The organism is Scandinavium sp. NPDC088450 (assembly GCF_044900545.1).
Taxonomy (GTDB): Bacteria; Pseudomonadota; Gammaproteobacteria; order Enterobacterales; family Enterobacteriaceae; genus Scandinavium.
In genome coordinates this window covers 112928-126144 of record NZ_JBJDNI010000005.1, presented here as the reverse complement: position 1 = coordinate 126144, position 13217 = coordinate 112928, and the positions used below count along the sequence as shown (strand labels likewise).

The 13217-nt window shown below is 54.2% G+C and carries 8 protein-coding genes; 5 read left to right on the top strand and 3 right to left on the bottom strand.

The window, feature by feature from the left end; all coding sequences use genetic code 11:
• Positions 1 to 5 precede the first annotated feature (5 nt).
• Positions 6 to 917 carry an N-acetylmuramic acid 6-phosphate etherase gene (locus ACI2I2_RS06835; RefSeq protein ID WP_404657220.1) on the bottom strand — a complete coding sequence of 304 codons (912 nt, stop codon included), beginning with the start codon at positions 915 to 917 and terminating at the stop codon, positions 6 to 8.
• Positions 918 to 1089: 172 nt separating this feature from the next.
• Between ACI2I2_RS06835 and ACI2I2_RS06830 the strand changes: the two genes are divergently transcribed.
• Both ACI2I2_RS06830 and dcuR read left to right on the top strand, forming a co-directional pair.
• Positions 1090 to 2709 carry a sensor histidine kinase gene (locus ACI2I2_RS06830; RefSeq protein ID WP_404657219.1) on the top strand — a complete coding sequence of 540 codons (1620 nt, stop codon included), beginning with the start codon at positions 1090 to 1092 and terminating at the stop codon, positions 2707 to 2709.
• Positions 2706 to 3425 (top strand): two-component system response regulator DcuR, encoded by a 720-nt coding sequence (gene dcuR / locus ACI2I2_RS06825; protein WP_404657218.1) that lies wholly within the window; start codon positions 2706 to 2708, stop codon positions 3423 to 3425. The genes ACI2I2_RS06830 and dcuR overlap by 4 nt, the downstream gene beginning before the upstream one ends.
• On the opposite strand, the gene ACI2I2_RS06820 is transcribed toward dcuR, so the two are convergent.
• Positions 3406 to 4371, bottom strand: a complete 966-nt coding sequence (locus ACI2I2_RS06820; protein WP_404657286.1) for an FAD:protein FMN transferase — start codon at positions 4369 to 4371, stop codon at positions 3406 to 3408. The two genes, dcuR and ACI2I2_RS06820, sit on opposite strands and share 20 nt — an antisense overlap.
• Before the next feature lie 273 nt (positions 4372 to 4644).
• The gene (locus tag ACI2I2_RS06815; protein WP_404657217.1) at positions 4645 to 7419 is read right to left on the bottom strand and encodes a flavocytochrome c; all 2775 of its coding nucleotides are present in this window, start codon (positions 7417 to 7419) and stop codon (positions 4645 to 4647) included.
• A 637-nt stretch (positions 7420 to 8056) separates the two neighbouring features.
• Between ACI2I2_RS06815 and ACI2I2_RS06810 the strand changes: the two genes are divergently transcribed.
• From ACI2I2_RS06810 to ACI2I2_RS06800, 3 genes are all read left to right on the top strand, one after another.
• Positions 8057 to 9568: an anion permease gene (locus tag ACI2I2_RS06810; RefSeq protein WP_404657216.1), complete on the top strand. Its 1512-nt coding sequence runs from the start codon at positions 8057 to 8059 to the stop codon at positions 9566 to 9568.
• Positions 9569 to 9620: 52 nt separating this feature from the next.
• Positions 9621 to 11270, top strand: coding sequence for a class I fumarate hydratase FumA (gene fumA, locus ACI2I2_RS06805; RefSeq protein WP_404657215.1), 1650 nt, complete (start codon positions 9621 to 9623; stop codon positions 11268 to 11270).
• A 353-nt stretch (positions 11271 to 11623) separates the two neighbouring features.
• Complete coding sequence (locus ACI2I2_RS06800) at positions 11624 to 13201, top strand: arylsulfatase (RefSeq protein ID WP_404657214.1); 1578 nt, start codon at positions 11624 to 11626, stop codon at positions 13199 to 13201.
• Positions 13202 to 13217 lie beyond the last annotated feature (16 nt).

Sequence of the window (13217 nt, the reverse complement as noted above, 5' to 3'; positions counted from 1 at the left end):
GAGGGTTAACTGGCTTTCACTGCCTGTGCTTCGCGCAAAGCGATGCGCAGGTTGTCGTTATTCTCACTCAGGACTTCGCGCGCCTGCCACGCATCCAGCCCGCTCATCAGCATCAGCATGGCCGTGCGGCAATGATGGTTGCACTGTTCCAGCGCGGTTTTGGCCTGCGCACGCTGACAACCGGTAATTTCCATCACCAGAGCAATCTGCCTCTCCTGCCAGCGCGTGGTGTTGGCCTGCACGTCGACGCGCACGTTGCTGTAGACCCGCCCGCTGCGAATGGCGATGCCGGTCGTCAGCATAGTCAGAATTTGTTTCTGCGCCAGATGGGCTTTCGGGTTGTTGAACCCGGCGACCACTTCCGGGCCAGTCGGCGGCACGACGGCGATATCTGCCAGCTGTGCGGCTTCACTTGCCGCGTCCTGCGTGATGATGGCGGTTCTTGCGCCCAGCGACCACGCATAGCGCAGCGCGCCCCACAGCCACGGGGTTTTCCCGCTGACGCTCAAGCCCACCAGCATGTCGTTATTGCTGAAGGCGATAACCTCAAGATCCTTCACGCCGCGCTCGTAATCGGAAGCGACGCCCTCTTCGGTTTTGATCATCGACTGCGCGCCACCGGCAATCAGTGCCATCAGCGAGTGCTTGTTATCCGGGGCAAATTCGCCTGCGGCAATTACCGCTGTGCGCCCGGAGGCTCCGGCTCCTGCCAGGATTACGCGCCCACCACGGCTTAGCGTAGCGGCGGCATTGTCCACCAGACGGGTGATGTCCGGCAGACAGGAGGCAATAGCATCGTTGACCTGTTTATCTTCCCTGTTGATCAACGCCAGCATGTCGTGGGTGGCGAGTTTATCGATATCCACGGTGGCGGCGTTGCGACGTTCCATTGCATGACCCATTGGCTTTATGCTCATAACATCCTCCTTTGTAAGCATCCACACCCACTATAAGGATATTCCTAAAAAGAACCTGCGAGTGCCGTCACGCTTCCCCGGCAAGCCGCATAAATTTCCTTTTCTTTACCAGCCTTTAAAAAAACCACCCTGACGGCGATAATGACTTCTTTGTTGTGAGTCTGGACCTGACATGAGCGATTCGCCCCTTCCCGGCAGCGCCGCTAAGCGCCCGATGAAACTGAGTACCTTAGTCACCATCATGGTCTGCAGCGTTGTGGGTGCGGTGTTGATCCTGGTCTATGCCTTGTGGCTTGGGCAGATTGGCAACACCACCCGCGACGGCGTGAAAGAGACCGCCCTGGCGATTGCCCGCACGGTTGCCGATTCACCGGAAGCGAAGCGTGGATTAGGCCAGTCGCCGCAGAACAATGTTATTGAGCCGCTGGCGCAGGCGGTGAAGCAACGCAACGACCTGCTGTTTGTGGTGGTGACGGACATGCACGGCATTCGCTTCTCGCATCCGGATAAATCCATCATCGGCAAACCGTTTATCGGCGAAGACCTTAAACCAGCGCTGGCAGGCAAAGAGAACGTTTCCATCAACCATGGCGTGCTGGCGGAAGCCCTGCGGGTGTTCACGCCGGTGTATGACGATAATCATCAGCAAATTGGTGTGGTGGTGGTTGGGATATCGCTGAGTAAAGTGGATGAACAGATAAGCCGCAGCCGCTGGAGCGTGGTGTGGAGCGCCCTTTTCAGCATGATTGTCGGCACCTTTGGCATTCTCTGCCTGGTGCGTGTTTTAAAGCGCGTGCTGTTGGGGTTAGAACCGGCAGAAATCTCCAGCTTGTATCAACAGCGACAGGCCATGTTGCAATCGCTTAAAGAAGGCGTGATGGCGGTGGATGCCCAAGGGCGAGTCACCGTGATAAACCACGCCGCACGCCAAATTCTGCTTTCCTCTTCAAGCCTGATGCAGGGCGAACCAGGGCAAGCTGCGCTGGTCGCCAGCCTGAAAGAAGTGCTCGCCAGCGGCAACGCGATTCAGGACCGTGAGCTTGGCTGCAACGGACGGTTGTTACTCAGCAACACCGTGCCAGTGCGCAGCCAGGGTTGGGTGATTGGTGCCATCAGCACGTTCCGCGATAAAACTGAAGTCAGCCAATTGCTTCAGCGTCTTGATGGCATGGTGAATTACGTGGATGCGCTGCGTACCACGTCGCATGAATTTATGAACAAGCTGCACGTGATCCTCGGCCTGCTCAGTATGAAAAGCTATGACAGCCTTGAGAAATACGTGCTACAAACCGCACAAACTTACCAGACCGACATTGGGGCCATTCAGCACCAGGTGAAATCCCCGGTCGTGGCGGGCTTCCTGCTCGGCAAAATCAGCCGGGCCAAAGAGCGCGGTTTCAGCCTGACGCTGGCAGAAGAGAGCCTGGTGCCGGATAATCCCAATGAGCAACAGGTCACGGTGCTGGTGACCGTGCTGGGGAATCTGATTGAGAATGCGCTGGACGCGATGAGCGGCCAGTCTGAAGGTGAAGTGAGCCTGCTGCTGCATTATCAGAACGGTTGGCTAATGGGCGAAGTGAGCGACGACGGCCCAGGCATTCCACAAGCCAATCTGGAGGCCATTTTTGCCAAAGGGTTCTCGACCAAAGGCGAGAACCGTGGGGTCGGGTTATTCCTCGCCAGCCAACAACTTGACGAGCTGGGCGGCACCCTGACGGTGGAATCCGAACCCGGCGTGTTTACCCAATTTTTTGTTCATCTCCCGTGGGACAGTGAAAGGAAGAGTGCGTGATAAATGTATTAATTGTTGACGATGACGCGATGGTCACCGAGCTGAACCGGATGTACGTTGCCCGGGTGCCCGGTTTCTCCTGCTGCGGCACGGCTTCCACGCTGGCCCAGGCCACAATGATGATCAACGACACGTCGCTTGCCATCGATCTGGTGCTGCTCGACGTTTATATGCAGCAGGACAACGGGCTGGATCTCCTGCCGGTTATCCGCGCGTCTGGCCGCGCTATCGACGTCATCATGATCTCTTCGGCGGCCGATGCCGCCACTATTCAGACCTCTATTCACTATGGCGTGGTGGATTATCTGATTAAACCGTTCCAGTTCCCGCGTTTTGAAGAGGCGCTGAGCGCGTGGCGCGAGAAGAAAAACCTGATGGGCAGCCATGCTTATTATGAGCAGGCCGATGTCGACAGATTGCTGCACGGCGGCACGCCGGAAGTGGCCGACAACAAGAAGCTGCCGAAAGGATTAACGCCGCAAACCCTGCGCACGATTTGCCAGTGGATTGATGCTCACCCCGAGCAGGAGTTTTCGACCGACGATCTCGCACAAGCGGTGAATATTTCACGCGTATCGTGCCGCAAATACCTGATTTGGCTGGCGCAGATCAACATTCTGTTCACCAGCATTCACTACGGCGCGACCGGGCGACCGGTGTACCGCTATCGTCTGGTCGCGGAACAATACGGCTTGCTCAAGCAGTACGGTCAATAAGCCGGTAGCTGTCGTCCAGCAGTGTAAAACGGAACTGGCGCTGGGAAGAAAGAACCACTTCCCGCGCTTTCGTGACGAAAATCGCTTCGATGTCGTCTCTGCCTTTTAGCATCTGACAGCCTTTCTCAATGCCCGCGCCGTAAATCAGCGTGGTCCAGATATCGCCATCAAGCGAATCGGTGGAAATGATAGTCACGCTGTCCAGTTCGTTATCCAGCGGATAGCCAGTTTGCGGATTAAGGATGTGGTGATATCGGCGGCCATCCTGTTCGAAATAGCGCTCATAAGTGCCTGAAGTGACGACAGATTTATGGCTGACCTCCATCGCGCCGACTAACACATCCGCATCAGAAAACGGTTTTTTCAGCCCGATGCTCCAGTGCCCTTGCGGCGTGCCCAGCGTTTGTACGTTACCGCCAAGATTAATCAGCCCTTCGGTGACACCTTCCCGACGCAGTAAATCGCGAACCCTGTCGGCAATGTAGCCTTTGGCTATCGCGCCAAGATCGATTTCCATTCCTTTGTGAGTCAGAAACACGCTCAGTTGAGCGTCGTCGAGAACCACATCCTGCGGCTGCGTTATCGCCAGCAGCGAAGTGATTTCAGCTTCCGGCGGCACGCTGTCGCCTTTAAAACCAATTCGCCAGCGTTTCACCAACGGGCCGATAGCCAGATTGAACGCGCTACCCGGCAGGATGCTCGCGGCTTTGGCACATTTGATGAGCTGGTAAACAGCGCGACTCACGACGACCGGACGCACGCCCGCGGCGTGGTTGATGTCCATTACCTGCGATTCAGCCCGGTTGACGGTAAACAGGTCTTCATACTGTTTGATCAGGCCAAACACGCGGGAAGCCAGAGCCGGGTTATCGCTGAAGAGTTTGAGAAGAATGGGCGAGCCCATCAGGACGGCGGAGTAGCTGTAAACCGATTCGTCTGTTGGCATCGCGGTTGCCCTCATCATGGTTACTGCTCTTAGTGGTCAAAAGTCGTTTGGCTATAGAGCCGATTTGTTCCCCCTCTCCCCTGCCCTCTCCCAAAGGGAGAGGGAGAAATCCGGCAATTCCTTCTCACTTTGGGAGAGGGAGAACACCGTCGATCCCCTCTCCCTTTGGGAAAGGGAGAAAACCGTCGATCCCCTCTCACTTTGGGAGAGGGAGAACACCGTCGATCCCCTCTCCCTTTGGGAGAGGGTTAGGGAGAGGGGCGCGCGCTTAACTTACCCCCGCGCTCTGACAGCCGCCTGGTGGCCCGCCAGCGTACCAAAAATAATGATATCCGCGACAGCGTTACCGCCAATACGGTTGCCACCGTGAATACCGCCGACCACTTCACCAGCGGCATACGCACCCGGTATCACCTGATGCTCGGCGTTCAACACTTCAGTTTGGGTGTTAATGGTCACGCCGCCCATGGTGTGGTGCACGCCTGGGGCAATCTGAATGGCGTGGAACGGGCCCTCGTTGATGGGCGCACGCAGCGCGGTGGTGCGGCCAAAATCGTCGTCATGCTGTTTTTCCACAAAGCCATTGTAGCGTTCCAGGGTGGCGAGGAAAGCGTTCTCATCCATGCCCAGTTTCGCAGCCAGTTCACGCGGTGAGCTGGCGCTGACCACCAGACCTTTGGCGATGTACTCGTCGGCCGCTTTGTTTTTCGCTCTCACGTGCTCATCAAACACGATGTAAGCGAAGTGTTCCGGCAGCGCGATAATTGCCGCAGAGACTTTATCGCGGGTCGACATTTCGTTGTAGAAACGGCTACCTTGCTGATTGACCAGAATCGCACCGCCACCGCGGATAGATTCAGAAATCAGGTAAGAGGTTTTCTGCTCGACGGTTGGGTGAATCTGGATTTCGCCCATGTCGACAGTGCCTGCCCCGATGCGTTCCAGCAGGGCGATACCGCCGCCAGTCGCGCCTTTATGGTTGGTGGTCACGAAGCCTTCGAGGTCAGGACGGTATTTCACCACCATCGCGCTGTTGGCGCTGAAGCCACCGGTTGCCACCACCACGCTTTTCGCCTGCACGGTGAAGGTTTCGTTTTCGTCATTGATCAGACGCACGCCGCTCACTTCGCCACCGACAAACAGAATGTCGTCGACGGAAGTATCCAGCATCACGTCAATGCCGCGTTTGGTGATGTTGCGCACCAGGCCGCTGATCAGGTAGCCGCCGACGGCCGATCCATCACGTGGGCGGTGAGTACGGTCGATGCTCATGCCGCCGGTGGTGGTGATGTCGTTCAGCATGATGCCGCGACGAGCCAGCCATTCGATAGCTTCCGGCGCATTTTCCACAAAGCGACGCAGCAGCTCAGGGTTGTTTTTGTTGCCGCCGCCTTTCAGGGTTTCGGCATAGAACAGCTCTTTGCTGTCCTGAATGCCTTTCACGCGCTGGAAGCGAGTTTCTGCGGCGTTCATCCCCGCAGAAGCTTTGATGGTGTTGCCGCCGATGGTCGGCATTTTCTCCACGATCAGCACGCTCGCGCCTTCATCGTGCGCCTGAATCGCTGCCGCCAGACCTGCGCCGCCGCTACCCACCACCACCACGTCGTAGTTTTTCGGTGCTTGCTCATCGCCGCCCTCTTCCGCAACGCGGGCTTTGGTGGATTTCAGCATGGCTTTGGATACGGCTTTTTTCACCGCTTCGCTCTGGCTGGTTGCACCAGAGATGGCGTCCACATGCGGGGTGTTTGCATCCAGAATGCGGGTTTTGATTTCTTCAAAGCTGGTGACGAACTCAACCTGCGAAGGACCAGAAACCAGTTCGATATCGGCAATGCTGTCGTTGTCGAGGCTGACGTTAATCACCAGTTCGTTGGCGTCGTCGTTCACGGTTTCGCTGAACACGCCCGGTTTGAATTTCGCTTCGCCCATGCTCATGTCGCGGATCATCGCTTCAACCAGCGAGAAGCGCCACAGCGGCTCAGGGATATTCAGGGCTTCACGCTGGGTGCTGTCGATGAACAGTTCCAGTTCTTCGCCGTTGGCGATACGGTCGGTCCAGTCCGGATAAGCGATAGTCGCACGGCCTACGGCAATCAGGTCGTAGCCATGGTCGATGCCTTCTTCGGCATCTTTAGCGTTCACCACACCGCCCACGCCCATCACCGGAATTTGCGCCAGCGCGTCGGAGCGCAGCGAGCAGAATTTTTCAATCAGTGGGGTTGGGTCCTGGGTGTCCACGATGGATGGACGCAGGCTGGCACCCAGCGAGAAGTGCAGATAATCCAGACCACGCGCCGCCAGTTTTTCCAGCAGGTACATCGTGTCGTCAAAACGGATGCCCGGGACTTCCATCTCTTCCGGCGAGAAGCGGTAGCCGATAATGAAGCTGTCATCAGCGTACTGGCGTACCATTTTGTGAGTGATGTCCAGCACCGCCAGCGGGAATTTGGCGCGATTGTCACGGCTGCCGCCCCACTCGTCGTCACGCTGGTTAGAGTTCGGGGAGAAGAACTGTTGAATCAGATAGGTGTTAGCGCCATGGATTTCGACACCGTCGAAACCGGCCTGAATGGCACGACGCACGCCGTCACCAAATTTGGTTACCATGCCGGCCACTTCTTCCGTGGTCAGTGCAACAGGGGTTGCAGCGCCATCACGCGGTGCAGCCACAGCGCTTGGGCCAACCGGAGTACGTCCGCCGATCAGTTTCGGGTCGACCATGCGGCCGCCGTGGTAAATCTGCAGGATCGCTTTAGAGCCTTCGGCTTTGATCGCGGCGGCAATTTTTGCCAGACCGGCAATTTTCTCGTCGTTATCGATGCCGATAGCGCCCGGGAACGCGAGCCCCAGATCGTCAATAAAGCAGCATTCAACAATGATGGTGCCGATGCTGCCCGCGCGAACCCGATAATACTCCACCAGCTCGCTGGTGACGGTTCCGTCAAAATACCCTGTGCAGGTGGTCATCGGAGCCATTAACAAACGGTTTTTCAGCTCGGTCCCATTCGGTAAAGTGAAAGGGCTCAGAATGCGTTCGTTACTGGTCATAATAGAACTCCAGATTTTAAGATTGAAATTTAAGAATTCGGTGACGGACAGTTTTTGCGTTTTATTTAGTGGTCCGATTTCATGCTTATTAATATACGCTTTCTTTAATTACTAAAGTTATTACGTTAGTTATTAAACTATTTAATACCTGCTATAACAGAGATACCACCACGGTATTAGCATTTTAAAAATAGAGCATTCACATCACTGCCATCATAGATAACAAAATGGTTACGTTTGTTAAATTTAAATAGCGGTTAAATGCAATAAATAAAACCATCGAAATCAATAGATTACACTTAAATAAAAACTCAAATGAGAATTTATCACAATAAAAAACTAACAATACCTCAGAATTTATGAAAATAACCCCATGCTACAATAGGGTTATTCCTTAATGAAAAAAAACGGCGACTATTTTCAATTTCTTGATCTCGATCAATTGCAACACAGAGTGAAAGCGCAATATATAAATAACCCAAGAATTTAATTTAATGCCAACACAAAGGCGTTAAATATCGCTTAATGAAATAAACCAATATCGCCATTAATAATTAAAGAAACTTTAGAAACTAAAAAAAAGCGATCGGTTATTTCAGGAGCACACCGTATTTTTAACTACTTGTCGAGTCTCACTATGAAAGACAAAACTGCAACCCCCGCGCCCGCTCCTTCAGCAAGCGCAAAAACCGGTAATAAGAACCGTCTGCTGATGATGGCTCTGCCCGTCATCGTCGCGGTGCTTTTGCTGTTCGTTCCGGTTCCGGACGGACTTCCTCCGTATGCCTGGCACTACTTCGCTATCTTCGTCGGCGTGATTGTTGGCCTTATCTTTGAACCACTGCCAGGTGCCGTGATCGGCTTGACCGGCGTGGTGGTCATCGCGCTGTGCAGCCAGTGGCTGCTGTTTAGCCCGGATCAGATGCTGGAGCCGAAATTTAAACTGGCGACCGCTTCCTTTAAATGGGCGGTCAGCGGATTCGGTAACTCCACCGTTTGGCTGATTTTCGGTGCCTTTATGTTTGCAGCCGGTTACGACAAAACGCAGTTTGGTCGTCGTCTGGCGCTGATCCTGGTGAAATACCTCGGCCGCCGCAGCCTGACGCTGGGTTATGCCATCACCTTTGCAGACCTGCTGTTGGCCCCATTCACCCCGTCTAACACTGCGCGTAGCGGCGGGACTATCTACCCGATCATCGCTAACCTGCCGCCGCTGTACGGTTCAAAACCGAATGACCCAAGCGCGCGTAAAATCGGTTCTTATCTGATGTGGGTGGCGATTACCGCAGCCTGTATTACCAGCTCAATGTTCCTGTCTGCTCTGGCACCGAACCTGCTGGCGCTGGCGCTGGTGAAAAGCATTGTGGGTCTGAACATCTCCTGGGGCATGTGGTTCCTGGCGTTCCTGCCGCTCGGGGTGATCCTGATTCTGGTGATGCCGCTGCTGGCTTACTGGTTCTATCCGCCGGAAGTGAAAGTGAACAACGAGGTGCCGCTGTGGGCCGCTCGTGAGCTGGAAAAACTCGGCAAACTGTCGCGCAATGAAATCCTGCTGCTGGTGTTCGTGTGCTGTGCGCTGATGATGTGGATCTTCGCCGCCGACTTTATCGAACCGGCAATGGCTGCCCTGTTGGTTATCGTGCTGATGCTGTGGACTGGCGTGCTGAACTGGAATGACATCACCAGCAACAAAGCAGCATGGAACACCTTTGTGTGGTTTGCGACGCTGGTCGCGCTGGCGAATGGCCTTTCTTCCACTGGCTTTATCGCCTGGCTGGGTAAAGAAGGTGGCGCGCTGATGGGCGGTATCTCCCCGGGCACAGCGACCATTGCTCTGCTGCTGGCGTTCTATCTGCTGCACTATTTATTTGCCAGCACCACCGCACACACCACCGCGCTGTTGCCCGCGATGCTGACCATCGCCTCCACCATTCCGGGCATGAATATGCAAGTGTTCTGTCTGCTGATGGTAACCTCGCTCGGCGTGATGGGGATTATCACCCCATACGGTACCGGCCCTAGCCCAATCTATTACGGCAGCGGCTACCTGCCGACCAAAGACTACTGGCGTCTGGGCACCCTCTTCGGGGCTATCTTCCTCGCCGCCCTGCTGCTGATTGGTTATCCGTGGATGTCGATGATGTTTTGATTCTTAACCGTCGGGGGACACTCCGGCGGTTTTTTCACTTTTGGAGTTGAGTATGTCAAATAAACCGTTTGTCTTTCAGACCCCTTTCCCTCTCGCCAAAGATGATACCGAGTATTACCTGCTGAGCCGTGAACACGTTTCTGTCGCGGAGTTTGACGGTCAGGAAGTGCTGAAAGTTGCCCCTGAAGCGCTGACGCTGCTGGCACAACAAGCTTTCCATGATGCTTCCTTTATGTTGCGCGTTTCTCACCAGAAACAGGTCGCCTCGATTCTGCTCGACCCGGAAGCCAGCGATAACGACAAATACGTCGCCCTGCAATTCCTGCGCAACTCTGAGATTGCTGCCAAAGGCGTGCTGCCGACCTGTCAGGACACCGGCACCGCCATCATCATGGGCAAAAAAGGCCAGAACGTGTGGACTGGCGGCGGCGACGAAGCGGCGCTGGCTCGCGGTGTGTACAACACTTACACCGAAGACAACCTGCGTTATTCCCAAAACGCACCGCTGGACATGTACAAAGAGGTGAATACCGGCACCAACCTGCCCGCACAAATCGACCTCTACAGCGTGGACGGCAACGAATACAAATTCCTGTGCATGGCGAAAGGCGGCGGTTCAGCCAACAAAACCTATCTGTATCAGGAAACCAAAGCGCTGATCACCCCGGCGAAGCTGAAAAACTATCTGGTCGAGAAAATGCGTACCCTCGGGACCGCAGCCTGCCCGCCGTACCACATTGCGTTCGTGATTGGCGGCACTTCCGCAGAAGCCACGCTGAAAACGGTGAAACTGGCTTCAGCCCGTTATTACGATGAGCTGCCAACCGAAGGCAACGAACACGGCCAGGCTTTCCGCGACGTACAGCTGGAACAGGAACTGTTGCAGGAAGCGCAAAATCTGGGCCTCGGCGCGCAGTTTGGCGGCAAATATTTCGCCCACGATATTCGCGTGATCCGCCTGCCACGTCACGGTGCATCCTGCCCAATCGGCATGGGCGTGTCCTGTTCGGCAGACCGCAACATCAAAGCGAAAATCAACCGCGAGGGGATCTGGATTGAAAAACTGGAATCCAACCCAGGCCAGTACATTCCTGAAGCCCTGCGTCAGCAAGGCGAAGGCGAGGTGGTCAGCATCAATCTCAACCAGCCGATGAAAACCATTCAGGCTCAGCTTTCCGCGCATCCGGTTTCGACTCGCGTGATGCTGAACGGCACCATCATCGTGGCGCGCGATATTGCGCACGCGAAGCTGAAAGAGCTGCTCGATAACGGCGAAGCCTTGCCGCAGTACGTGAAAGATCACCCCATCTATTACGCTGGCCCGGCGAAAACGCCAGAAGGCTACGCATCTGGTTCTTTGGGCCCAACCACTGCCGGGCGCATGGATTCTTATGTTGATCTTCTGCAATCCCACGGCGCGAGCATGGTGATGCTGGCCAAAGGCAACCGTAGCCAGCAGGTGACCGACGCCTGCCACAAACACGGCGGTTTCTATTTGGGCAGCATCGGCGGCCCGGCAGCGGTGCTGGCACAACAGAGCATTAAGAGCCTTGAATGCGTTGCATACCCGGAATTAGGCATGGAAGCTATCTGGAAAATTGAAGTGGAAAACTTCCCGGCGTTTATCCTCGTGGATGACAAAGGAAACGACTTCTTTAAGCAAATTCAGAATAAACAATGCGCGGGTTGTCCTCAGCGTTAATGCCCTTCAACAGCCAGAGGTCGCTCTGGCTGTTCTCTTTCTCATTTCCCACTCGTCGATTCCTCGCCCCGCTTGCTTTTGATTCATTCTCGCTTGTCATTATGTCATTTTGCACTCTGCATTTTTCGGCACCCCCTCACACCAGCTAGCCTATTTTTAAATTCATTCAATATTGATTTGAATAATTTATTATTGCTTTAAATTCATAATGATGCGTCTTTTTAAATCACTTACTTAACTAGCCAGATCATTAATAAATTAAATCGTAACCATTTATTTTTGCACTAATTAAAAGTTTGCAAAGTACTAGCCTTATCTATACTCAAAAGGACCTTAACGAACGGAGCTTCCCCATGTTAAAGAATGTCCCTTTTAAGCGGACGATGCTGGCGAGTATGTTGACGCTAGCCTCTGGAGCAGTGACGTCTGCTTATGCCGATACTGAAGCAGCCCCACAAAAACAAGACGCCTCAAAGCCCAATATCGTCGTTATTTTTGGTGATGATATTGGCTACTGGAACCTGAGTACCTACAACCAGGGAATGATGGGGTATAAAACGCCGAACATTGACAGCATTGCTGCCGAAGGCGCGAAATTTACGTCTTATTATGCGGAACAGAGTTCCACTGCTGGCCGCTCCTCCTTCATTACCGGCCAGATGCCATTCCGTACCGGGATGAGTAAAGTTGGGATGCCGGGTGCGCCACAAGGCTTGCAGAAAGAAGACCCAACCATCGCTAACATTCTGAAACAGCTGGGGTATGCCACCGGTCAGTTTGGTAAAAACCACCTCGGTGACCGCGATGAATTCCTGCCAACCGCCCACGGTTTTGATGAATTCCTCGGAAACCTTTATCACCTGAACGCCGAAGAAGAGCCGGAAAACCCGGATTACCCGAAAGACCCGGCCTTCCGTAAAGAATTTGGCCCACGCGGCGTCATTAAGAGCACCGCTGACGGCAAGATTGAAGATACCGGCCCTCTGACCGTGAAACGTATGGGCACCATTGACGAAGAAACGCTGGCGGCCAACAACGATTTTATGGAGCGTCAGGTTAAGGCCAATAAGCCTTTCTTCACGTGGTACAACACCACCCGTATGCACAACAAAACCCATATCAAGGACGCTGACAAAGGCGTCACGGGCCTGGGTGATTATGCCGACGGGATGGTTGAACACGATAAAATTATCGGTGAAGTGCTGAAGAAAATTAAAGACCTCGGCATCGAAGACAATACCATCGTTATCTACACCACCGACAACGGCCCAATGACCGCGACCTGGCCTGATGCGGGCGAAACCCCGTTCCGTGGTGAGAAAAACACCGGCTGGGAAGGCGGCTTCCGTGTTCCAGCGATGATCAAATGGCCGGGCCACATTAAGCCAGGCACCGTGATTAACGATATGTTCGGCAGTAACGACTGGTTCCCAACGCTGATTGCTGCGGCGGGCGATCCGAACATTAAAGACGAACTGCTGAAGGGCTACAAAACGCCGTCCATTACCTACAAGGTGCATCTGGATGGTTACAACCAGCTCGACTTCCTCAAAGGCAATGCGCCGGATCAGCGTAAAGAGTTCTTCTACTGGAGTGATGACGGCGACCTGCTGGCGATGCGCTACGGCCGCTGGAAAATCCACTTCATGATTCAGGAACACACTGGTCTGGATCTGTGGCGTTATCCGTTCACCAAACTGCGTACGCCAATGATCTTCGACCTCGAAGTCGATCCGCTGGAGAAAGGCAGTGACGGCATGGGCTACAACGCGTGGTTCTACGATCGTCTGTTCCTGATGGGCGGTGCTCAGAAGTATGCCAAAGAAATGCTGGCAACCTTCAAAGACTATCCACCACGTCAGAAACCAGGTTCATTCACCATTTCTGATGCTTCAGCTATGCTGGAACAAGGTTCAAACGTCAATAAATAAAGCTGACGTTGAATGA

Excerpts from the sequence above, each read along its gene's own strand:
- fumA (WP_404657215.1), top strand. The coding sequence starts at position 9,621 with ATGTCAAATAAACCGTTTGTCTTTCAGACCCCTTTCCCTCTCGCCAAA.
- ACI2I2_RS06820 (WP_404657286.1), bottom strand. The coding sequence starts at position 4,371 with ATGCCAACAGACGAATCGGTTTACAGCTACTCCGCCGTCCTGATGGGC.
- ACI2I2_RS06815 (WP_404657217.1), bottom strand. The coding sequence starts at position 7,419 with ATGACCAGTAACGAACGCATTCTGAGCCCTTTCACTTTACCGAATGGG.
- ACI2I2_RS06800 (WP_404657214.1), top strand. The coding sequence starts at position 11,624 with ATGTTAAAGAATGTCCCTTTTAAGCGGACGATGCTGGCGAGTATGTTG.
- ACI2I2_RS06830 (WP_404657219.1), top strand. The coding sequence starts at position 1,090 with ATGAGCGATTCGCCCCTTCCCGGCAGCGCCGCTAAGCGCCCGATGAAA.
- ACI2I2_RS06835 (WP_404657220.1), bottom strand. The coding sequence starts at position 917 with ATGAGCATAAAGCCAATGGGTCATGCAATGGAACGTCGCAACGCCGCC.
- ACI2I2_RS06810 (WP_404657216.1), top strand. The coding sequence starts at position 8,057 with ATGAAAGACAAAACTGCAACCCCCGCGCCCGCTCCTTCAGCAAGCGCA.